Source organism: Exiguobacterium sp. UBA7533 (genome assembly GCF_002479335.1).
Lineage (GTDB): Bacteria > Bacillota > Bacilli > Exiguobacteriales > Exiguobacteriaceae > Exiguobacterium_A.
Genome location: NZ_DLMP01000003.1, coordinates 31,029 through 52,428, shown reverse-complemented (window position 1 = coordinate 52,428; position 21,400 = coordinate 31,029). Strand labels below are relative to the sequence as shown.

The 21,400-nt window shown below is 47.2% G+C and carries 19 protein-coding genes and 1 other annotated feature; of the genes, 13 read left to right on the top strand and 6 right to left on the bottom strand.

Annotation, left to right across the window (positions count from 1 at the left end; genetic code table 11):
- Window positions 1-103: 103 nt before the first annotated feature.
- From B2U10_RS05800 to B2U10_RS05755, 10 genes are all read left to right on the top strand, one after another.
- The gene (locus B2U10_RS05800) at window positions 104-1,012 is read left to right on the top strand and encodes a TetR/AcrR family transcriptional regulator (protein WP_035408809.1); all 909 of its coding nucleotides are present in this window, start codon (window positions 104-106) and stop codon (window positions 1,010-1,012) included.
- A 72-nt stretch (window positions 1,013-1,084) separates the two neighbouring features.
- Window positions 1,085-2,527: a SulP family inorganic anion transporter gene (locus B2U10_RS05795; protein ID WP_035408806.1), complete on the top strand. Its 1,443-nt coding sequence runs from the start codon at window positions 1,085-1,087 to the stop codon at window positions 2,525-2,527.
- 196 nt (window positions 2,528-2,723) lie between these two features.
- Window positions 2,724-3,176: a hypothetical protein gene (locus B2U10_RS05790; RefSeq protein WP_056060482.1), complete on the top strand. Its 453-nt coding sequence runs from the start codon at window positions 2,724-2,726 to the stop codon at window positions 3,174-3,176.
- A 261-nt stretch (window positions 3,177-3,437) separates the two neighbouring features.
- Window positions 3,438-4,262, top strand: coding sequence for a fumarylacetoacetate hydrolase family protein (locus tag B2U10_RS05785; protein ID WP_035408799.1), 825 nt, complete (start codon window positions 3,438-3,440; stop codon window positions 4,260-4,262).
- A gap of 287 nt (window positions 4,263-4,549) precedes the next feature.
- Entirely contained in the window at window positions 4,550-5,296 is a 747-nt protein-coding gene (locus B2U10_RS05780) for a DeoR/GlpR family DNA-binding transcription regulator (RefSeq protein WP_035408796.1), read from the top strand.
- Entirely contained in the window at window positions 5,293-6,213 is a 921-nt protein-coding gene (pfkB, locus tag B2U10_RS05775) for a 1-phosphofructokinase (protein WP_035408794.1), read from the top strand. The genes B2U10_RS05780 and pfkB overlap by 4 nt, the downstream gene beginning before the upstream one ends.
- A gap of 17 nt (window positions 6,214-6,230) precedes the next feature.
- Window positions 6,231-8,165 (top strand): PTS fructose transporter subunit IIABC, encoded by a 1,935-nt coding sequence (locus tag B2U10_RS05770; protein WP_035408791.1) that lies wholly within the window; start codon window positions 6,231-6,233, stop codon window positions 8,163-8,165.
- 107 nt (window positions 8,166-8,272) lie between these two features.
- Complete coding sequence (locus B2U10_RS05765) at window positions 8,273-9,418, top strand: FUSC family protein (protein ID WP_035408788.1); 1,146 nt, start codon at window positions 8,273-8,275, stop codon at window positions 9,416-9,418.
- A gap of 70 nt (window positions 9,419-9,488) precedes the next feature.
- Window positions 9,489-9,693, top strand: a binding site (T-box leader).
- Between the two features lie 60 nt (window positions 9,694-9,753).
- On the top strand, window positions 9,754-11,403 hold the full coding sequence (locus B2U10_RS05760) for an aromatic amino acid hydroxylase (RefSeq protein ID WP_290786288.1): 1,650 nt from the start codon (window positions 9,754-9,756) through the stop codon (window positions 11,401-11,403).
- A gap of 61 nt (window positions 11,404-11,464) precedes the next feature.
- On the top strand, window positions 11,465-11,986 hold the full coding sequence (locus tag B2U10_RS05755) for a hypothetical protein (RefSeq protein WP_290749224.1): 522 nt from the start codon (window positions 11,465-11,467) through the stop codon (window positions 11,984-11,986).
- Window positions 11,987-12,046: 60 nt separating this feature from the next.
- Here the strand turns inward: B2U10_RS05755 and B2U10_RS05750 are convergent, their stop codons facing one another.
- The 3 genes from B2U10_RS05750 to B2U10_RS05740 form a co-directional block, all read right to left on the bottom strand.
- Window positions 12,047-12,343, bottom strand: a complete 297-nt coding sequence (locus B2U10_RS05750; protein WP_035408778.1) for an MGMT family protein — start codon at window positions 12,341-12,343, stop codon at window positions 12,047-12,049.
- Window positions 12,340-13,308: a cation diffusion facilitator family transporter gene (locus B2U10_RS05745; RefSeq protein ID WP_035408776.1), complete on the bottom strand. Its 969-nt coding sequence runs from the start codon at window positions 13,306-13,308 to the stop codon at window positions 12,340-12,342. Before B2U10_RS05745 ends, B2U10_RS05750 begins: the two co-directional genes overlap by 4 nt.
- 131 nt (window positions 13,309-13,439) lie before the next feature.
- A complete protein-coding gene (locus tag B2U10_RS05740) occupies window positions 13,440-13,925 on the bottom strand; it encodes a pyridoxamine 5'-phosphate oxidase family protein (RefSeq protein WP_023467736.1) in 486 nt (161 codons plus the stop codon).
- Between the two features lie 163 nt (window positions 13,926-14,088).
- Here B2U10_RS05740 and B2U10_RS05735 point away from each other — a divergent pair, with 163 nt between their 5' ends.
- Window positions 14,089-15,099, top strand: a complete 1,011-nt coding sequence (locus tag B2U10_RS05735; RefSeq protein WP_023467737.1) for an LLM class flavin-dependent oxidoreductase — start codon at window positions 14,089-14,091, stop codon at window positions 15,097-15,099.
- A gap of 19 nt (window positions 15,100-15,118) precedes the next feature.
- Here the strand turns inward: B2U10_RS05735 and B2U10_RS05730 are convergent, their stop codons facing one another.
- Window positions 15,119-16,390: an MFS transporter gene (locus B2U10_RS05730; RefSeq protein ID WP_290786284.1), complete on the bottom strand. Its 1,272-nt coding sequence runs from the start codon at window positions 16,388-16,390 to the stop codon at window positions 15,119-15,121.
- A 117-nt stretch (window positions 16,391-16,507) separates the two neighbouring features.
- Between B2U10_RS05730 and B2U10_RS05725 the strand changes: the two genes are divergently transcribed.
- On the top strand, window positions 16,508-17,698 hold the full coding sequence (locus B2U10_RS05725; protein WP_290786281.1) for a helix-turn-helix domain-containing protein: 1,191 nt from the start codon (window positions 16,508-16,510) through the stop codon (window positions 17,696-17,698).
- 29 nt (window positions 17,699-17,727) lie between these two features.
- Here B2U10_RS05725 and B2U10_RS05720 read toward each other — a convergent pair whose 3' ends face one another.
- The gene (locus tag B2U10_RS05720; RefSeq protein WP_290786278.1) at window positions 17,728-17,907 is read right to left on the bottom strand and encodes a hypothetical protein; all 180 of its coding nucleotides are present in this window, start codon (window positions 17,905-17,907) and stop codon (window positions 17,728-17,730) included.
- An 89-nt stretch (window positions 17,908-17,996) separates the two neighbouring features.
- Window positions 17,997-19,430 carry a C40 family peptidase gene (locus B2U10_RS05715; protein WP_035408760.1) on the bottom strand — a complete coding sequence of 478 codons (1,434 nt, stop codon included), beginning with the start codon at window positions 19,428-19,430 and terminating at the stop codon, window positions 17,997-17,999.
- 195 nt (window positions 19,431-19,625) lie between these two features.
- On the opposite strand from B2U10_RS05715, the gene B2U10_RS05710 reads away from it, so the two are divergent.
- Entirely contained in the window at window positions 19,626-21,338 is a 1,713-nt protein-coding gene (locus B2U10_RS05710) for an ABC transporter ATP-binding protein (RefSeq protein WP_290786273.1), read from the top strand.
- Window positions 21,339-21,400: the final 62 nt, after the last annotated feature.

Here is a 21,400-nt window from a genome sequence, read left to right as displayed (position 1 = left end):
CTTGGCTATCTTACCAGCAGAAGTCGAATGAGTTCAAATTATTTGCTTCATACACTAAAATAAGTGGTTGTCGAACCAATTATGAACAGAAAAGGACAAGACCATGAATCCAAAAAAGAAACAATTATTAGATGCTGCCTATCAACTATTCGTCGAAAAGGGTTATCAATCGACATCCATTCAGGATATTCTCGAACACAGTAACGTTTCTAAAGGGACGTTCTATAATTACTTCTCCTCTAAAAACGAATTATTCATTGATGTCTTTAATACCGTCTTTGAAAAAATGCGGATCGCGCGTAAGGAAATTCTCGTCGGACGGGATGTCTCGGATTACGAGACGTTCATTCAACAAGGAAACTGTTATTTGGAATTGATGCAAAAATATAAACTATATACATTGTTCGAAGAGGCCATTGCTTCGAACGAAAAAGAACTCAAGACGTTCATGGAAAACAATCGTCTTCTTGAGATCGAGTGGACGTTCGAACGATTACGTGATTTATTCGGTCAGACGAAGGAACCGTACCTTCTAGATTTAGCAGTCATTTACACGGGGATGTTGCAATATGCAATGTACTTCTTCCGTCAATCTGAGCCGAACACTCAACCGGAACGGGTCGTCCGCTATGTGTTCAATCGGTTGACGCATCTCGTCGAAGACGTCAGTCGGACGGAGGAACAATTGATTCCGCCACGATTCCTATCGGTCTGGCTCGATCGTCCACAAGATGAAGTCGTCATCCGGAAGGATTTATTCGAAAAGACGAGCGCACATATGAAGCGTTTGATCACCTTGTCTTCGATTTCCGAAGAATCGAAGGAAGCACATGAAGAAGTTCTCGATTTCATCTATGAGGAATTGCTCGAACGTAAGAAACCGAAAATCCATCTCCTGCGCCGGGCACTCGAGACGATGGATGAAGATCCGGTCTTTGCGGGCCAGGAAATCATGGCGACTTATAAAACGATGGTCGATGAGATTGCCCGCATTCGGACCAAAACTTCCTAAAAAGGTTGCTTTTTGGAACTAATCCCATTACACTGAGATCATTCATGTTAGAAAAGGGGTCTCAATCATCATATGTTTACTCAATGGAAAAAAGAGTGGTTCTTGCAACCAAAAGCGGATTTGTTGTCCGGAATCGTCGTTGCCTTAGCACTCGTCCCAGAAGCAATCGCGTTTTCGCTGATCGCTGGTGTCAACCCGATGGTTGGGCTATACGCTTCCGTTATCATTGCAATTGTCATCTCGATTGCTGGTGGTCGCCCTGGAATGATTTCGGCTGCGACTGGCGCGATGGCACTCGTCGTCGTTCAGCTCGTCAAAGATCACGGTGTTGATTATTTACTAGCTGCCGGTATACTTGCCGGAATTCTACAAATCGCGTTCGGCTTTTTAGGAATTGCCAAGTTATTACGATTCATTCCTCGAGCTGTCATGGTCGGATTCGTCAATGCGCTCGCCATTCTGATTTTCTCGGCGCAATTGCCACAGTTCGAAGGGCAAAACTGGATTATGTATGCGATGGTCGCCGCGTCACTCGCCATCATCTTGTTATTTCCACGGGTCACGAAAGCGATTCCGGCGCCACTTGTTGCGATCACGATCATGACGGTATTAACAGTCGTCTTTTCGCTTGATACCCGTGTCATCGGGGATATGGGACAAATCGAAGCGGCGTTACCAAGCTTCTTCTTGCCAGATGTCCCGTTCTCACTCGAGACGCTTCAAATCATCTTCCCATATGCCTTGTCACTCGCATTCGTTGGTTTGATCGAATCGTTACTGACAGCACGAATCGTTGATGAAATGACGGATACGACGTCGAACAAAGCGATGGAATCGCGCGGACAAGGAATTGCGAACATTATCGCCGGTATGTTCGGTGGAATGCCAGGTTGTGCGATGATCGGGCAATCAGTCATCAATGTCACATCCGGTGGACGCGGTCGCTTGTCGACGTTGACAGCAGGTGTGTTTTTGATGCTATTGATGTTTACGATGAACGATCTATTGATGACGATTCCAATGGGAGCACTTGTCGGTGTCATGTTCTTCGTCTCGTATGCGACGTTTGATTGGGGCTCATTCAAGATGCTCAAGACGTCACCGAAAAGTGATTCCGCGGTCATGCTCGCGACCGTGTTCGTGACGGTATTGACGCATGACTTATCGATGGGTGTCCTTGTCGGGATTTTGCTTGCAGCGTTATTATTCGCGTCAAAAATTTCTCGCATCCAAGTCGAGCGTGAGGAGCAAACAGAACGAGTCCGTTATACGATCCGTGGACCGTTATTCTTTGCGTCGACGACTGCATTTGCGGAACAGTTCCAGCTCGATGCTGATCTATCATCGATCATCACGCTCGATTTCTCAGCGTGTCACTTATTTGATGATTCAGCCATCGAAGCGATCGAGAACGTCGTCTTGAAATATGAACGACTCGGCAAAAAAGTTGAATTGGTAGGATTAAATGAAGAGTCTCAGGCTCTTGTTGATCGATTAGCGCAACGGATTGCATAATGAATTTTATCAAAGGGGTAGCATTCCTAGGTACATGGGAATGCTACCCCTTTCTATTATCTTGACGAGTCATATAAGTACTATATATCCGATAGTTGTATGATGTGATAAGGTGTAAACTATTAAAGAAAGTTATCTGAACTAACGTTAAAAATATTAATTAAACTCACTCTAATAAATAAACGAGGTTCACTAAATGAAAAATTACCACCTGAATAGAATAATCAATTTAAGGTCGGTCGAAGCATATTTTTTGAGAACTGGTTATTTAACACCACCTATTTATTGCATGATACTGATTGATTATCAACGTCCTAGCACAATTGACGATTTTCCTTATTTAAAAAATATTGATGGAATCTCGGAAGACGAATTCGGAGATGATAATTATATTAAGGCACTCCTTATTTCATCTGAGGAAGTTACTCAAGAAACGTATGATGAGTTATGTATAGTGGCGGGTGGTTTTTTAGAGGATAAAGAAGAATGTCGATGGAACTTTGATGTTGAAGTTATTGATGATTTTAAACAAAAAAATAATTTGAACGACATTTTTCCATTACTTCAAAACATATTAGAAAAATACAATTGTTCAATAAACGTTGATCATATTCCTATAGAAAAGTTTAACTTCTTATCGCAAGAATAAACAATTTTAGGATGTTTCAATATTTAAATGTACTATTTGTTCAATATGATTCATGAGATAACTATTTATAACGGATGATTTCATAATTTTTCACCAGATAAAACGAACAACAAGATCGAGGAACGATTGAGTAACATGTATAGATGGTGCTCTATCTTTGAAAATAATAGTAAAATGATTTTAGGACTGAATATAGGCTGAAGAGGTTAGGTGCGACGGGTTATCCGTTTCGCTATACTAAAAATAAAGGGGGCATTTAAGATGAAATGGTTTCGATTTGAGCAAGATGGAAAAGTTGGCATCGGGGTTGAACAACAGGGCACTACATATGATGTAACAGGGCAAGTCTACACCGATTCATTGCTTGAAGTGATTTCACGTGAGTTTGATGTTGATCTTGATTTAGATATCGCACCACTACTTAAAGGGGATGTGCGACAACTCGCACCGTATGTACCAGCACGAAATGTCATTTGCGTCGGCAAGAACTATGCTGATCATATCAAAGAGATGGATACGGCGGGAGCAGGGAAATTCGTCTTGTTCACGAAAGCACCGACGTCGATCGTCGGTCCGTTCGAACCAATCGAACGGCATGCGGATTTGACGAAGCAACTGGATTATGAAGGAGAACTCGCCATCATCATCGGCAAGACGGGGCGTGATCTGACACCAGAAAATGCGCTTGATCATGTGTTTGGCTACAGTATTGTCAATGACGTGACGGCACGGGATTTACAAAAAGAACACGTCCAGTTCTTCCGTGGTAAATCACTCGATGGGTTCTGTCCGTTTGGACCGGTCATCGTCTCAGCGGATAGCTTTGATCCAAGTGACGTCCTCGTCGAGACACGTGTGAACGGGCAACTCCGACAGTCAGGATCAACCGCCTTAATGTTGCGTGACGTCGTAACGATTTTAGTGGAAGTGTCACGTGGGATGACACTTGAAGCCGGAGATGTCATCGCGACAGGAACTCCAGCTGGTGTCGGACATGGTATGAAACCACCGGTCTACCTTCAGACAGGGGATGTCGTCGAAGTATCGATTGAAGGAATCGGTCGTTTACAAAATGAAGTCCAGTGAACGAAGATGACCGAATTGATTGAATTGCATTCACCGCTTTCCAAATTACTTTGGAAAGTGGTTTTTTATTTTGTGAAAATCGTCAAAAATTTAAAAAATGATTGATTTCAAAAAATAAAACAGTCATAAAATGACCGTTTTTGATGTATAATGAAACTATAAGAACGGTTTCATGTCGAAAAAAGTCGTATTTTGAACGTTTTATAAAGAATTTATATAAATTTTGAACGTTTTTGATTGATTTTTATATGTAAACGCTTTATATTAAAGATGCGGAGGGAAACCTTATGTTAACCAAAAAACGCCATCAACTCATCCTTGAGCTTTTAGCCCGAGAAGAAGTCGTCAAGATGCAAAAGATCGTCGAACAAACCGGTGCGAGTGAATCCACGATTCGTCGGGATTTATCACAACTCGAGACAGCAGGTCACCTGCGTCGAGTGCACGGGGGAGCAACAGCAAACCATTTGCAAATTGAAGAACTGAGTTACTTCGAGAAGAGTGATCAGCATGTCGAAGAGAAGGAACGGATCGCGCGAGCGGCTGCCGACCTGATTGAAGACGGTATGTATGTCTATCTCGATGCCGGAACGACGACGCTTGCCATCGTTCCGTATCTCGAAGAGAAGGCGATTACGGTCGTAACGAACAGTCTTCCTCTAGCGAACACGTTACTCTATCACCGTATCCCGACGTTCGTCGTCGGAGGGCAACTCAAGCATTCAACGCAGGCACTCGTCGGTTACAACGCACGTGAAGGAATGTTGATTTACCATTTTGATGTCGCGTTCCTTGGGATGAACGGTGTTCATCCGGCACAAGGCTTCACGACACCAGATCCGGAAGAGGCACTCGTAAAGAAGACAGCGATCGAATTAGCAAAACAATCGTATGTACTCGTCGATGAGACGAAGCTGGATGCGATCAGCTTCAGTCGGGTGGCGTCCTTGCAAGCGGCGACGATCATCACGACGACATCCAGTGAGCAAGCAGCGAAATACAGTCAATACACAGAGGTGGTGAACGCGAAATGATTTATACACTGACACTCAACCCATCAATCGACTATTATGTCACGTTACCGGTATTTGAGGCAGGACAAGTCAATCGTGTCGAACAGGCGGAAAAAGTGGCCGGAGGGAAAGGAATCAACGTCTCTCTCGTCCTAAAAAACTATGAGGTAGAAACACAAGCACTCGGATTCCTTGGAGGAAGTACTGGACAATTCATCCGGACGGAACTCGAGAAACGAGGCGTGTTAACGGACTTCACACCGATTCAAGATGAGACGCGGATCAACGTAAAGATTCGTGCCGATCAAGAATCTGAGCTGAATGCAGCGGGACCGAAGATTCAACCGGAAGAGCTGGAGCATTTATTATCCCGATTCAAGACGATGCAAGCCGGTGACATCGTCGTCTTCGCAGGCAGTATCCCAAGCAGTCTACCGCATGATCTCTATCGTCATATCGCGACGATCTTGAATGAACGGAACGTCCGCTTCGCCGTCGATACGACGAAGGAAGCGATGCTTGAAGTCTTACCGCTCGGTCCATTTTTAATCAAGCCGAATCACCATGAACTCGGTGAAATTTTCGACGTCGAGATTACGTCGAAGGAGATGGCCGTTCCATACGCGCAACAGCTCGTCGAGCGTGGTGCCGAGAATGTCGTCATCTCATTTGCAGGAGACGGAGCACTGCTCGTCAATCGTCAAGGTGCCTACACGGCAAACACACCGGCAGGAAAGCTCGTCAATTCCGTCGGTGCCGGAGATTCACTCGTCGCTGGATTCGTCGCCAGCCACGCGCTCGGCAAATCACCAGAAGAAGCGTTCCGCTATGCGGTAACGACTGGCAGCGCGTCTGCTTATTCCTTCGGTCTTTGTACGAAAGAAGATATCGATCGTCTCCTCGTAGACGTCAACGTCGTTGAACTCATTCAATCCTAAAAGGAGTGTGACTACTCATGAAAATTACTGATCTCTTGACACGTGATACGATTCAACTTGATTTACAAGCGTCATCTAAAGCCGCTGTCATCGATGAACTCGTCAACGTCCTCGATCGGGCAGGAAAACTAAACGATCGCTCGGCATATAAAGAAGCAATTCTCGCACGGGAAGCGCAAAGTACGACAGGTTTAGGAGAAGGTATTGCCATCCCACACGCAAAAACAGCAGCGGTCAAAACACCAGCAATCGCTTTCGGGCGTTCGGCAGGCGTTGACTACGAAGCACTCGACGGTCAACCAAGTCGGTTGTTCTTCATGATTGCAGCGGGTGAGAACGCAGATAATGCACACCTTGAAACACTCTCGAAACTATCCGTTTATTTAATGGATATGAACTTCCGCGATACGATCCTTGCGGCTAAAACGAAAGACGAAGTCATCGCAGCAATCGAAGCGAAGGAACGCGAAGAAGAAGGTCCAGTTGACGTCTCAAGCGACAACGTCGATCAAGACGCACCATATATCCTTGCCGTCACAGCTTGTCCGACAGGAATCGCACACACGTATATGGCAGCTGATGCCCTTCGTCAAAAAGCGGAAGAGATGGGTGTCCGTATCAAAGTCGAGACGAACGGATCGACAGGCGTCAAGAACGGTTTGACACAACAAGATATCAACGATGCGACAGCCATCATCGTCGCAGCGGATAAAGCAGTTGAGATGGATCGTTTTAACGGTAAACACGTCGTTGAAGTACCAGTTGCACAAGGAATTCGGAAACCACAAGAATTGATCAACCGTGCCGTCAAACAGGATGCACCTGTCTACAAAGCAAGCGGTTCAAGCGAAAGCTCAAAACCAGCTCGTGGCGGATTCTACAAACATTTGATGAGTGGGGTATCCGCGATGTTACCACTCGTCGTTGCAGGTGGTCTCTTGATCGCAATCAGCTTCTTCTGGGGTATCAACTCTGCGAACCCAAAAGATCCATCGTACAATGAATTCGCTGCGCAATTGATGACGATCGGGAAAGCCGCGTTCGGTCTCTTGATTCCGATCCTCGCTGGATTTATCGCGATGTCGATCGCTGATAAACCAGGTCTTGCTCCTGGTCTAATCGCTGGTTTCCTTGCAAGCAACGGTAACGCTGGTTTCCTCGGCGGATTGATTGCCGGTTTCCTTGCCGGGTACGTCGTACTCTTGCTTGTTAAAGTATTCAAAGGTCTTCCAGCAGCACTTGAAGGAATCAAACCAGTCTTGCTCTATCCTCTGTTTGGTTCATTCATCACAGGAATGATCATGTTGCTCGTCATCAATGAGCCGATTGCGAAGTTCATGACATGGCTCACAGATTCATTGAACGGACTCAGTGGTGGAAACGCAATCCTCCTCGGTATGCTCGTCGCAGCGATGATGGCAATCGACATGGGTGGTCCAATCAACAAAACAGCATACGTTTTCGGTACAGCTGCTCTTACAGCAGGTAACACGGAAGTCATGGCAGCTGTCATGGCAGGTGGTATGGTTCCACCACTCATCGTTGCCTTCTCATCCACATTGTTCGCACGTAAGAAATTCACGCCGCAAGAACGTGAAGCAGGTATCGCTGCTTACGCAATGGGCGCATCGTTCGTCACTGAAGGTGCGATTCCATTCGCTGCAGCCGATCCACTGCGCGTCATTCCGTCAAGCGTCATCGGTTCAGCGATCGCTGGTGCGTTGACGATCGTCTTCGGCGTCTTGCTCCCTGCACCACACGGCGGTATCTTCGTCTTCCCGTTACTTGATGGTCCATCAGGTACGGTCATGGCAATCGTCGGTTACGCGGGTGCGATCCTCATCGGTTCACTCGTCGGTGCGGCAATCCTATCCTTCCTCAAAAAACCGCTTGTTGACCAATCGGTCGCGAAAGCGGAAATGACAGAAGGAACAGGTACGAAAGCATCATAATTCACCTAAATCTCCTCTCCGTTTTTAAGCGGAGGGGATTTTTTGTTGAATTTTGACGGCTAACGGTGAAGAATAGAGGGCATACTGAATAAGAAGGAGGGATGGACATGGGTGGACAATCCTTACAAATCGGACCACGGACCATTAAGACAGGTCTTGCGGTCATCTTGGCGCTGTTGATCAGTAACCTGTTCAACCTCAGCCCAATCCTGCCTGCGATCTCGGCAGCGACGACACTCCTGCCTTCGGTCTATCAGACATGGAAACAATTTCTCGAAGAAGCAGAGGCCAACTTGATTGGTGCCTTTTTGACGTTACTCGCACTTTGGATTTTAGGCGATAATCCGGCGAATCCGCTTGCGATCGGGATTGTCATCATGGCAGCAATTTCGATTTTGCTAGCTTTTGGTTTCGGGCGGACGATTCCACACGTCGTATTGATGATCATCGTCATTCTCGAAAGTGTCGCGACTGCGACCGAACCACTTTGGCAAGTCGTTTTGATCCGCTACTTGCTCGTCATGCTCGGGATCGGTTGTGCACTCGGCATCAATGCGTTGATTTTCCCGCCACGTTACGGCAATGTCTATTACCAGAAAGCGACGAAACTCTTTGAGAAACTACTCGTCGTCACGCGAGCAATTGCCTTTGAAGGCAAGGTCACCCCATATCGGGCAGCAATCGATAAGATGGGACGTTCGCTCCTTGAGACACAAAACCTGTTCAACCTACACAAGGAAGAAATTCGAGGAACGCGTCAGAAGCATGCCTCGCTTCTACGAAACCTGCTGATCCTCAAACATATGCAATCGTGCCTCGAACGTGGTGTCGCGACGGCAGAGCGCTTTAGAGAACGAGAGAAGGCACTTGATTCGATTGCAGACGATCTTCGAAGTGAACTGTTCTATCACTTGATGCACATCGCCCAGCGACAAGAGAAAGTCTTGCTGACATACGATCTCCTGTTGACGGAAGAACCGCTCGCGATGGAGGATCTCGTCAAAGAAAACATTGCCTTCGTCAAGCACTCTTTTCTCGACCGTGATGAACTCGAGGAAGAAGTCATCATGGAAATTTTACCGATCGTCGTCTCGATGAACGAGTGGATACAAGAACTCGAATCCTTTGAAAAACGGCTCAATGGTGGGCTTCGTCGCCATATCACATCATTGACGATCGAACAAAAATCAGTCCGTGATAAAACATTTAATCGATTTAAACGTAAAAAAGCCATTGACGAAAGTAAAAAGTAAGCGTATAGTCCTCCTTAACGATACTTTACTTGCTAAAAGCATAACAGTATAACAGCATAACAGAACGAAAGATTAAGCGATGATGAAACCGAAGTAAAGACCATCTCCCTGTTTCAGAGAGCACGTGGCGCTGCGAACGTGTACACAGATGGTGTTGAATTACAGTTTCTGAGCTTCTTGCATAAGCGAGCGGAGCAAACCGTTATCCCAATCATGAGTGACTCAGTTGATGACTGGGTAATCAGGGTGGTACCGCGGCTTTCGTCGCCCCTGTCGAACGATACGTTCGGCAGGGGCTTTTTTGTTATCTTACATTCATTCAAGGGGGAACTCATATGTCTACACCAATCATTCCAAGTCACTTACGTCCACATGTCGCACCACAGCACTACGAAGACTACACGCCAACAGATCATGCCGTTTGGAGATACGTCATGCGACTGAATTTAAATACGTTACAAGATACAGCACATCCAGCATACCTCGAAGGGCTTGCTGCATCGGGCATCAGCCCGGAACGGATTCCAGATGTACGTGAGATGACAGCGAACCTAAGCCGTGGAGGCTGGAGAACAGTCGCGGTCGATGGTCTCATTCCTGGCGTCGCTTTCTTCGATTTCCAAGGACATGGTTTATTACCGATTGCGACCGACATCCGGAAGGTCGATAACATTCTCTATACACCAGCACCGGATATTCTGCACGAAGCAGCGGGGCATGCACCGATCTTGATGAATCCGGTCTACGCGGAATTCGTTCGTCGCTTCGGTGAGATCGGGGCACATGCCTTTAATCATAAAGCCGAGCATGACGTATTCAAGGCACTAAAGAAATTGACGATCGTCAAAGAGAGTCCATTCTCGACGTCAGCCGATATCGAACAAGCTGAAATTGAGCTTGCAGAGACACGGACACACGTCAAAGGGATTTCGGAAGCGAACGAAATCTCACGTCTGTTCTGGTGGACGGTTGAATTCGGTTTGATCGGTGATATCGACAACCCACAAATCTACGGGGCAGGTCTTCTATCATCAGTCGGTGAAAGTCGCCATTGTTTGACGGACGCGGTCGTTAAACATCCATTCTCGCTTGAAAAAGCACTTGCGACGAAACATGACGTGACGAGCATGCAAAAAGAACTCTTCGTCTGTGAATCGTTTGAACAACTCCGCGACGCACTTGAAGAATTCGCTCAATCGATGTCCTACATTCGCGGTGGCATCCACGGACTGACGAAAGCCGTTGAATCAGGCAACCTGTCGACGCTCGTTTTCGACAGCGGTCTCTCACTCGTCGGTGTTCCTGAAACGCAAGAAATTCACGATTCGCTGCATATCGTCAAACTGACTGGACCGACAGCGTTGGCTGCAAACGATGAAGTGTTGACAGGTCAAGGACTTGCAGATCATCCGGAAGGCTTTACACTCCTTCACGGCAAGGAATTGAACGAAGTATTGATGCAAGTCAAAGTCGGTGAACGTCTCGACTGGGCGGAAGGAAATGTTCACGTCACAGGCGACATCACAGCAATTCAAAACGTCAATGGTCACCGGGCACTCGTCGTCTTAGAAGAAGCAACGCTCTCGAACGACGGGAAAACGATGACGATGGACCGGATGGAATTGATCGTCGGTGACATCACGTCAGCATTCCCGGGAACGGAAGTTGAAGCACTGAAGCCGATTCCGGAAACGGTCGAGTTCGAACGAATCGAACGTCCGTTGACAGCGGCTGATCCGATCTTCGAAGTCGTTCGTGAGATTCGCGAAGGACGTGCTGGTCGGGAACGGTTGCCGCAACTGATCGACCAGACACTCGTCCAGTTACCGGACGCTTGGTTACTCCGCCTCGAATTACTTGAGTTAGCGGATGAAGTCGATCAACCACGTCTGATTGCAGATCTCGAGCGCTTAAAAGCGACGTCCGCACAGCGAGATGAATTGATCACGCGTGGGATGGCTTTACTCGACGTCGTTCATCAATGAGTCGAACTCCGGTTCTGAACCTGTTAGAATGGAGACATTCGGTAAAAGGGGATGATCGGTTATGACAAATTATTATCAAGACGTAAAGGAATTCCACCGTGTGTTTTCACACCCTGGCGCAACGACGCCAACACCTATGACGGTCGATCGTGGGATTAAACGCTCGACCTGGACGGCGGAAGAAGCGGTCGTTGAGTTCTTGCATCAAACGGCGACAAGTGAAGCAGAGTTCCTCGAGGCGATCGAACATTTCAAGTCAGGGCTTGATACAGCGGTCGAAAAATCGCTCCAGATGAAACAACCCGAAACAGATGTCGAACGACTCGTTGGACAAGGGGATGCCTTGACGGACGCGCTCTACTTCATCATGGGAAGCTTTGTTGAGATCGGGCTTGATCCGGCTCCATTGTTCGAGATCGTTCAACGTGCCAATATGGCGAAGCTTGGACCGGACGGAAAACCAATCTTCCGAGAATCTGACCAAAAGGTCATGAAACCAGAAGGCTGGCAACCACCGGAACCACAGCTTGAAGCAGAAGTACGTCGACAAATTGCTGCGGCTTCGAGTACGTCAAAAGCTTGATTCAAAATAACAAAAAGAGGGATGACTGGTACATACACCGGTCATCCCTTTATTTTTCATCTATTCACTTCTTACTTGATAACGCGATAAATCGAGTTGACGGATTGTAAGGAACTCGACACCTTCTGCTTCAAGTGCCAGCCGTTGTTCATCGCCTTCGAGCGATAGTTTTCCGCCAGCAGCAAGGACGCGGTGCCACGGTAGACGTTCCGTCGTACTCATGCTGTGAAGAATCCGCGCCACTTGTCGTGCGCTACGCGGATGACCGGCGAGTCGAGCGACTTGCCCGTACGTCATGACCCGACCAGCAGGGATTGAACGGATGATGGTCAGGACATCTTGCGTGAACGGTGTCATGACTCGTCAGAAGCGACGACATACTGTTGAATCTTATCGTCTTCGTCAAAGCCGATCGTCACATCGATGATGCCTTGTTGCAAACGGATCTGCAGTTCAAGGCGGTCCTTGATGTCGTCTGCTTGAGCGATCGTCAACGTCGGATCAACTTCGATTTCAACTTCGACGTGGAAATGATCGCCTTCTTTAATAACTTCCAGTTTACTAATGTCTTTGACGTCTGGGTCTTTCATGATCAGTCCGCCGAGACGTGCTGCCATCGTCTCATCGGCTTCACCAAGTGCACCAGCTGCGTTTTGCAGGAAGACGTTTCCGACGACGTAAAACATCATCAGCCCGATCAGGATAGAAGCAATTCCTTCTGCCTGATGAAACGGTGTCACATGTGAGATGATGACGGCGATCATCGCGACGATTCCGCCAGCCGTTGCGACTAAGTCTTCAAGGAACACAAGGCGTGTCGCTGGTTTTGCTTGCTTCAGTGACCGGAAGCTGTCGAGGATGAGGCGTGGTCCTTTTGAGTCCAATTTCGCATCATGCGCGATTTCCTGCATTGCTTTAAAGAACACACCACTTTCTAAGACGACCCCTGCGAATAAAACGGATAACGTGATCCAGAAGCCTGTCGATTCTGTCGGTTCGATGATGTGGGCAATCCCTTCATGAATCGTTTCGTAGGCCATGATGCCGACAAAGAGGATTGCGCCTAACAAGACGAGATTGACGAGACGACCAAAGCCATTCGGGAACCGTTTCGTTGGTGCTTTTTTACTGAGGGCAGAACCGATGAAGACGAAAAATTGATTGGCAGCATCCCCGAGCGTATGCATCATTTCGGCGAACATCGCGACATTTCCCGTCAGGACGTAGGCAATTGCCTTGATGATGGCGATGATAGAGTTGACGATGCCTGCCGTCAACGCAGACCGGTTACCCCGGCGTAATAACGTAAAAAATTCTCCCATGATTGTACTCCTTTTAGTTAAGTTACGTATTAGTTCATTTTATTATGTTACATCATTTTGAGAAAAACGACTATCTTCAAACGACTATCTTCACATGAAAAAACCCACGCAAGCTGCGCGGGTTTAACTCGTCAAGATAAGTCGACTGTTTTATTGATTTCGTTCTCATCGTCTTTGCCGACGACTTTCTTCAAGACTTGTTTGACGGACTTTGTCGTGTTTCCTGTTTCCCAGTACTCAGCAGCTTCCGTGTTGACCTTGATCAAGACGACTTTCGGATCTTCGTATGTCGTTCCAAGATATGCTTCGTAACGTGGGCTCCAGAGCTCTTTTTTTCGTTCGATGTCTTCGACGAGTTCTGCTGTCCCACGAATCGAGACGTATGATTTGTCGACGTACGCGACGTTAACACTCGGATTCTTAAGTAATTCTTGATACTTGTCCGTTTCTTTTGAAGTGAGGAACCAGAGGTCGCCATCAAATTCGATATCCTGTGTCTGCATCGGACGCGATACGAGTCCTTCTGCTGAAATCGTCGTCAGCATCGCTGTCTCGATTTTATCGATCAGTTTCTTGACCGTTTCGACTGCTTCTTGATTCGTAGTATGCGTTGACATGTAGCTCCACCTCATTCGTTAGATTTTTATGCTCACGTAAGGATTGTTCCCTGAATTTTAAAATAAAAACGTCCCCATGACAGAAAGAAGCAGTTTCGTTGCACGGTACAACGAGGAGGCGTACAGTGTAAGTACGCATTCGAAAGAAAAAGGAGAGACATATATGAAACTTAGTATTTTAGACCAATCCCCGGTCTCTAAAGGACAATCCCCATCTGATGCCTTACACGAAACGGTCGAGCTCGCGAAAATCGCGGACGAACTCGGTTATCATCGCCTGTGGGTATCCGAGCACCACTTCGCAAAAACACTAGCCGGTTCGAGTCCGGAAGTCTTGATCGCGTATATGGCAGCCGTGACAAAACAGATTCGCCTTGGTTCAGGCGGTGTTATGTTGCCACATTACAGTGCCTACAAAGTTGCGGAGAACTTCCGTGTCCTCGAAGGACTTGCTCCGAACCGGATTGATCTCGGTCTCGGTCGGGCACCGGGCGGTATGCCGCTTGCGACGCGTGCGTTACAAGAAGGTTCGTCGCCACGGTTTGGTGGAGCTGATTATGGTGAGCAACTTGATGATCTCGTCGACTACCTGAAAGACGGGGCACCTGCCGGACACCGGTTCGCGGGACTCGTCGCCACACCAGAAGTCGATACGACACCAGAAGGCTGGTTGCTCGGATCAAGTGGTGGTAGTGCCTTGAACGCCGCACAACGCGGATTCGGATTTGCATTTGCCCACTTCATCAATGGACAGGGTGGTCAGGAAGTAATGGATTACTATCGTCATAATTTCATGGCGACGTCGTTTAATGAGACACCACAAACACTCGTTTCGATCTTCGTGACATGTGCCGAAACGACGGAAGAAGCAGAACGTTTGGCGTCAAGCCTTGATTTATCTCTGCTCTTACTGGAAAAAGGGGTCTCGTCAACAGGAACGCCGACACCGGAAGAAGCAGCAGCGTATCCGTATACGTTCCAAGATCAGTTCCGGATTGCTGAAAATCGGAAACGGATGATCGTCGGTAACCCGGAATCCGTTGCAAAACAATTACAAGAGCTTGCCGATTCTTATGGCACAGACGAAGTAATGATCGCTTCGATGATTGCTGACAAGGAAGCAAAACAACAATCATTAAAATTAATCATGGACGCTGTCAAAGCGACAGTCTGATTTATACGCACGTCCTTTCTCACGAAGTGAGGGAGGACGTGTTTTTTGCGTCTACTACTGGAATGCGTTCGGATACGATGTCTTTACGCAATCGGAAGAATCCGAATAACGCTGCACCGAACAAGCCGACTGTACCGACTGCAAGTAGCACGATGATAGACACATGATCACTGAGTAAACCAAATAATAGGGTACCAATCGGCATCATCGCCATGGCGACCGATTCAAGGACACCGATGACACGCCCGAGGTAAGCTGGATCAGTCTGTTTTTGCACGATGAGTTGTAGCGGAATGTTCATCCGTAAGACGAGCATGCCGTCGATGAACAATAGAATCATGAAAAAGGGTAGTAGTAGAGCAGAGGGAACGTAGCCGAGTAAAGCAAGTGCAGGAAGCGCATAACAAGAGGCGATCAAAAAGAGCGACTCGAATATCGTCCGTAACGGACGTTTCACGGTAAAGCGAGGTAAGGCAAGAAGCAACGAAGCGACAAGAAGACCAGCACCCAGTGCGGACTCGACTAATCCAAACCGAAATGGCGTGAATTGCAGTCGATCTAGCAAAACGATCGGTAACAAGATTTCGAAAGCGACAAAAAAGAAGTTCAGGACGATCGCCATCAGGACGAGTGTCGTCAATACCGGTTGACGGAACAGATAGCGATAGCCTTCTTTAAACTCCGAGACAAAGGATGGAGTATCGGTAATAGCTGAAGAAGAGGTATCGACTGCAAGAAAGCGGAGGCGGCTATTCCACCAAGCTGCAGAAGCAAACAGGAGAAACGGTAAGATCAAGAATTGCGTGATCGAGACAGCAGCGATGAGCAATCCCGCAACGAGTGGAGCGGTGATCGTTGAGGTCGATTGAATCGTCGAGAAGAGGGCGTTCCCGCGTTGTAACTCCTCTTCTTGTACGAGTCGCGGTAACGAACTTGATAAGGTGACGGACAGGAACGTCGACAGGCTCGTCAAGAGCACACTAGCGACGATGTAATGAATAGTATGTAACGGAGCTTGTAGCGAATAGAGCAAGAGTCCAAATAAGACGAGTGCACTTAGACTCTCGGTCGTGACGATGATGCGTTTCCGATTCCAGCGATCAGCAAGGACACCAGCAATCGGTGAGAGCAAAATCCGTGGCACTGATCCTGCAAGCAGGACGAGCGCAAACTGAAAACCAGACGATGTTTCCCGTAAGACGGTCAGTCCGGCGACGAACGTGAATAGACTAGCCGCAAATAACGAACAAAACTTTCCGAATAAGACACGTTTTAAATTAAATGACATCATGTTCACACCTTCAGAGTTAAATTTTATTGAACTTTAGTGTAGAATAAAGGAGTGGAAGAAAAATGTAAAGATAAAGTTCAATATAATTTAACTTTTATGATAAAAGGAGTGACCAGTGTGTTAGGGGAACGTATCAAACAGATCCGAAAACAGAAAAAAATGACGCAAACGGATGTTGCGACCGGCATCATCACGAAGTCAATGCTCAGTATGGTCGAAAATGGGAAAGCGACACCGTCTGTTCCCGCCTTACAGGCGATTGCTAGACGTTTACAGGTGACGGTCGAAGAATTAATGCTCGATCCACGCGATGTTCAAATGCGGGAACTTATCGAAACAATCCGTTCACGGGATACCCCGTATCATTCGGACGAAAAAGTTCAGGAAATTCTGCGCCCATATTTAGTTCCAGAGACAAACTCTTACTGGCAAGGACAGGTCTTTCAGGAATATGGTGATGCCTTCCGAACGACGGATCCAGAGCTCGGTTTAACATATTTCGAGAAGGCGGAGCGAGTTTTTCAACAGCTCGGTCGTCAAGATGAGCAGCTGCTCGTTCAAATCTCGAAAGTTTACTTCTTATTCAATCTCAAACGGACGAAGGAAGCCTATGAGCTGATTGAAATTATGGACGTCCCACGCGAGATTCCACTTGCGCCGAAAACCTATTTAAAGCTTCAAATCCTTCGTGCGCTCCGTGCGAGTCTGTTCGATGATCACTACGCAGAAGCGATCGCCTTATTGCGTGAAGGGGTTCAGTACATGCGAGAGCAAGATGTCTATTATCATGTCGTTTCGTTTCAACGTTTCCTCGGACTGTTTTTATATCTAGAAGGAGAAATCGAACAATCACAGCAAGAGTTTGATCGATTGGAACAGTTTTTTGCATTTAGTGAAACGACTGCCGTTGGACGGATCGAAGTTGATTTGACGAAAGGACTCATCGCGATTTTCGAAAATGATACGAACGGCATGCAAATGGCGTGGGAAAAACTCGTCACTGTGGCGATCGATGACGCGAAACATTACATCGGACAACTCGAAGTCCATCTCCTTGTCAATGGCATCGAATTACCGAATCAGACGCTGCAGCAGAGCGTCGATAAGATATGGGAGATGCAAGATGCGTGGCTAGCAGCAAGTGGGTTTGATCAAGCGATGATGCTTCAGACGCTCGTACTGGCGATGCAACGAGGGATTGGTCAGGAACGACTGGAGGATGTTTTACGATTGAAGGATGACCTTCAAAGTGAACGGCTCAAAGTCGATCTTGAGCGAGAGATACAAGCATTGGTTAATGTTCAATGACGAAAAAACAGGCATGAAGCAAGTGCGCTTCATGCCTGTTCGTGTGAGGATCTAGTTAGTCTAAAAAGCAAAAAGACGCATGCAAGGATGGAAACGACGAGGTGTCCGATATAGACGTCTCCCGTCTGGATATAATGCAAGAGCATCGAGCCACCAAAAATCAATAAGGCAAGAAAGAGAAGTCGGACATAAAGTGTTTTGTAAGACATGCGGACACATCCTTTCCATATCCAGTATATCCCAAAAAGAGGTGTTAAGACAAAAAAACATCCACCCCGAAGGATGGATGAAAAATGTCTTAAAGTGATTTAAAGCCTAACAGTTTTTGTGTCCAGTAACGTTCTGAAAGACGGCTGATGCCAAGAGCTGGTTCATTTGCATGGATGAACTGGTCGTTGTTCAGCATGATGCCGATATGTGTTGGACCAGCGGCATACGTGTTTTCGAAGAAGATGATATCGCCGCGTGTTGGCTGACGAAGTTTCGAAAGCTTTACCCCAAGATAACGGTCATCGTTCCAGTAACCGTTGACGTTCGTCCGTCCGACAGAATAGCCAGCAGCATTCAACGTGTAATTAATGAAACCAGAGCAGTCGAAGCCACCGTTGACTGGATTGCTTGAGCCCCAGCGATATGGCGTTCCAAGATATTGTTGCCCAATCGAAATCGCACGTTCCATCAATGTTGAACCAGGAACGGTCGTTACAGGTGGTGTCGTTGGAGTGACCGGAGGCGTCGTCGTGACGGATCCCGTCGTGATGTAACTCTTCGCGACATAGTAAAGACCAGTTCCAATCTTGATCTGGTACCAGCCGCTATCTTTTCCTGTCGTTTCACCCGTGACATTGACTGTCGAACCGTGTCCAACTTGTGTGAAGACTTTAGACGACGTCGAAGGTAACGTACGGACATTCAATCCAGTTGGTGCGTTGACGCGATACGTCTTCGAAGCATCAACCGGCGTCAAAGAGACTCCAGGCGTCGTCGGCGTTGTTGGTGGTGATGCTTTTGTTGAAGCTTTGACATAGGTCGAAGCGACATATGCTTCTTTTCCGTCGAGCTTGACTTGGTACCATGAATCAACGGCACCTGTGACATCAAGAACCGTCTGATGCGGTAATGTCTTGTAGATTTTTGCATTCGTCGCTGCAGCAGTCCGAGCATTCAAGCCTTCCTTCGCATTAACCGTGTAGACTTTCGATCGATCGACCGCTTTAACGACTTGTTTGACGGGAGTCGTCACTGGTGGTTTGGAATCCGTCATGACGTTTGATGTCTTTTTACTGACTAACGTCGCATGGACATAGGCCGTTTGTTTCTTATATGTGATTTGGTACCAATCACCTGATTGTTTCTGAACAGTCAAGACAGTATTCTTTGCCAGTTTTCCGAGTGATTTCGAACTCGTCGTTGCTTTTTGCCGGACGTTGACGGCATCGGTGTTCGTTATGTAGGTCGTAGTTGTCGGAGCCTTTTCCGTCGTTGCTTTGACGTATGCTGAAGTAATGAAAGCTGGTTTCGACTGATAGCGGATTTCATACCAGCTGTTGACTTTCTTGACAGCTGTCAGCTTCGTACCTTTTTTTAGAGTCGTGATGACCTTCGCGGAAGTCGAGGCAGCCGTGCGAATGTTGACGTTATCCGTCAAAGTCAGTGTCGTTGACGCGGCTGAAACCGGAATTGTGGTACCGACCAAAGCGAGCGTCGTGAGGGCGAGAACGGTCTTTTTCACGTGACATAGCTCCTTCCAAGAGATAGGTAAAAATCGTTGTTACCATTTTGTCATAAAAAGTGCTGATTCCCCTGAATTAAAAATATAATTTTTGTCTGGAAAACTGTAATACCGTTTTTCAAAAAAACGAATAGGTAGAAGGAGTATTTTCAAAAAAGTTCAAGTACACTAGAAGTACTCGGAAGGAGGCTACACATGTTACACCGTTTTTATCAGTATTATATCCCACATAAACGTTTATTCTGGCTCGATTTCACGTCTGCCTTATTCGTCGGGGTTTTAGAACTTGCGTTTCCACTCGCAGTTAAATGGTTCATCGACTCCTTGTTACCAAACGGAGAGATGAACTGGATCATCCTTGTCAGCGTCGGATTATTAGCGTTATACGTTATCAGTACGCTGATGCAATTCGTCGTCAACTATTTCGGACATAAGCTCGGGATTAATATCGAGACCGATATGCGTCGTCAGTTGTTTAGTCATGTCCAGAAACAGTCGTTCCGTTTCTTTGACAATACAAAGACGGGTCATATCATGAGCCGGATCACAAATGACTTGTTCGATATCGGGGAACTAGCCCATCATGGTCCGGAAGATGCGTTCATTGCCGTCATGACCTTGCTTGGTGCATTCTCGATCATGCTGACGATCAATGTGCCGCTTGCCCTCGTGACGATCATTGCTGTGCCATTCCTGATCTGGTTGATCAGTTATGCGAACGTTCGGATGAATAAATCATGGGACCGGATGTACGGTAACATCGCGGAAGTCAATTCACGCGTCGAGGACAGTGTTTCCGGTGTCCGTGTCGTCCAGTCGTTCACGAACGAAGCTTACGAAATCGAGCGTTTTGAAAAAGACAACGCAACGTTCCGTCAGTCGAAGATCAATGCCTACAAGGTCATGAGTAAGAGCCTGTCCGGCATCTACTTGACGACTCGTTTGATGACACTTGCCGTCTTAGTCGTCGGTGCGTACCTGACATATCGCGAAGCCTTAACGGCAGGAGAACTCGTCGGCTTCATTCTCTACATGAATATCTTATTGAAGCCAATCGATAAGATCACGGCATTGCTTGAGATGTATCCGAAAGGGATGGCGGGCTTTAAGCGATTCCTTTCGATGATTGATGAAGATGCGTCCTTACCTGATGCGCCAGATGCGCTCGTCGTTGATCGCTTGAACGGTGGCATCACCTTCAAGGATGTCGCATTCGGATATGAAGCGGATCGTCTAATCTTAGAACACATCAATCTGACGGTCGAACCTGGTCAGACGGTCGCATTCGTCGGAACATCCGGGGCAGGGAAGACGACGATCTGTTCATTAATTCCACGTTTTTATGATGTTCTAGATGGCGCAATCACAATTGACGGAATTGATATCCGGCAAATGACGAAGGAGTCACTACGTCAACAAATCGGTATCGTCCAGCAGGATGTCTTCTTGTTCACAGGGACGATCGCTGAAAACATCGCCTACGGTGATCTGAATGCGACGCACGAAGACATCGTGCAAGCGGCGGAACGTGCCCACCTCGGACCGATGATCGCGGATCTTCCAGATGGGTATGCGACACAAATCGGCGAACGCGGACTCAAGTTATCGGGTGGACAAAAGCAACGACTTGCTATCGCACGGATGTTCCTAAAGAATCCACCGATTCTGATTCTGGACGAAGCAACGTCTGCCCTTGATACGGAAACGGAAGCACTGATTCAGGAATCTCTTGCCGAGCTGTCTGAGAACCGGACGACGCTCGTCATTGCGCATCGTTTAGCGACGATCCGGAATGCGGATAAGATTTTCGTCGTCACGAAAGACGGGATCGTCGAAGAGGGCTCGCATGACGAGTTGATGGATCAAGGTGGTTATTTCTCCCGTTTGTTAGAGAGACAACGAGTTTGAATCGATTTGAAAGAATGTAAAAGCAATGGACATGTTCCGTTGCTTTTTTTGTGCGTTTAAAA

What these genes read in the sequence shown, in the direction of transcription:
- B2U10_RS05750 (WP_035408778.1), bottom strand. Translation starts at nt 12,343, where the DNA reads ATGACACCGTTCACGCAAGATGTCCTGACCATCATCCGTTCAATCCCT.
- B2U10_RS05755 (WP_290749224.1), top strand. Translation starts at nt 11,465, where the DNA reads ATGACAAATTATTATCAAGACGTAAAGGAATTCCACCGTGTGTTTTCA.
- B2U10_RS05765 (WP_035408788.1), top strand. Translation starts at nt 8,273, where the DNA reads ATGGGTGGACAATCCTTACAAATCGGACCACGGACCATTAAGACAGGT.
- B2U10_RS05780 (WP_035408796.1), top strand. Translation starts at nt 4,550, where the DNA reads ATGTTAACCAAAAAACGCCATCAACTCATCCTTGAGCTTTTAGCCCGA.
- B2U10_RS05730 (WP_290786284.1), bottom strand. Translation starts at nt 16,390, where the DNA reads ATGATGTCATTTAATTTAAAACGTGTCTTATTCGGAAAGTTTTGTTCG.
- B2U10_RS05745 (WP_035408776.1), bottom strand. Translation starts at nt 13,308, where the DNA reads ATGGGAGAATTTTTTACGTTATTACGCCGGGGTAACCGGTCTGCGTTG.
- pfkB (WP_035408794.1), top strand. Translation starts at nt 5,293, where the DNA reads ATGATTTATACACTGACACTCAACCCATCAATCGACTATTATGTCACG.
- B2U10_RS05760 (WP_290786288.1), top strand. Translation starts at nt 9,754, where the DNA reads ATGTCTACACCAATCATTCCAAGTCACTTACGTCCACATGTCGCACCA.
- B2U10_RS05770 (WP_035408791.1), top strand. Translation starts at nt 6,231, where the DNA reads ATGAAAATTACTGATCTCTTGACACGTGATACGATTCAACTTGATTTA.
- B2U10_RS05800 (WP_035408809.1), top strand. Translation starts at nt 104, where the DNA reads ATGAATCCAAAAAAGAAACAATTATTAGATGCTGCCTATCAACTATTC.
- B2U10_RS05710 (WP_290786273.1), top strand. Translation starts at nt 19,626, where the DNA reads ATGTTACACCGTTTTTATCAGTATTATATCCCACATAAACGTTTATTC.
- B2U10_RS05735 (WP_023467737.1), top strand. Translation starts at nt 14,089, where the DNA reads ATGAAACTTAGTATTTTAGACCAATCCCCGGTCTCTAAAGGACAATCC.
- B2U10_RS05720 (WP_290786278.1), bottom strand. Translation starts at nt 17,907, where the DNA reads ATGTCTTACAAAACACTTTATGTCCGACTTCTCTTTCTTGCCTTATTG.
- B2U10_RS05785 (WP_035408799.1), top strand. Translation starts at nt 3,438, where the DNA reads ATGAAATGGTTTCGATTTGAGCAAGATGGAAAAGTTGGCATCGGGGTT.
- B2U10_RS05740 (WP_023467736.1), bottom strand. Translation starts at nt 13,925, where the DNA reads ATGTCAACGCATACTACGAATCAAGAAGCAGTCGAAACGGTCAAGAAA.
- B2U10_RS05795 (WP_035408806.1), top strand. Translation starts at nt 1,085, where the DNA reads ATGTTTACTCAATGGAAAAAAGAGTGGTTCTTGCAACCAAAAGCGGAT.
- B2U10_RS05790 (WP_056060482.1), top strand. Translation starts at nt 2,724, where the DNA reads ATGAAAAATTACCACCTGAATAGAATAATCAATTTAAGGTCGGTCGAA.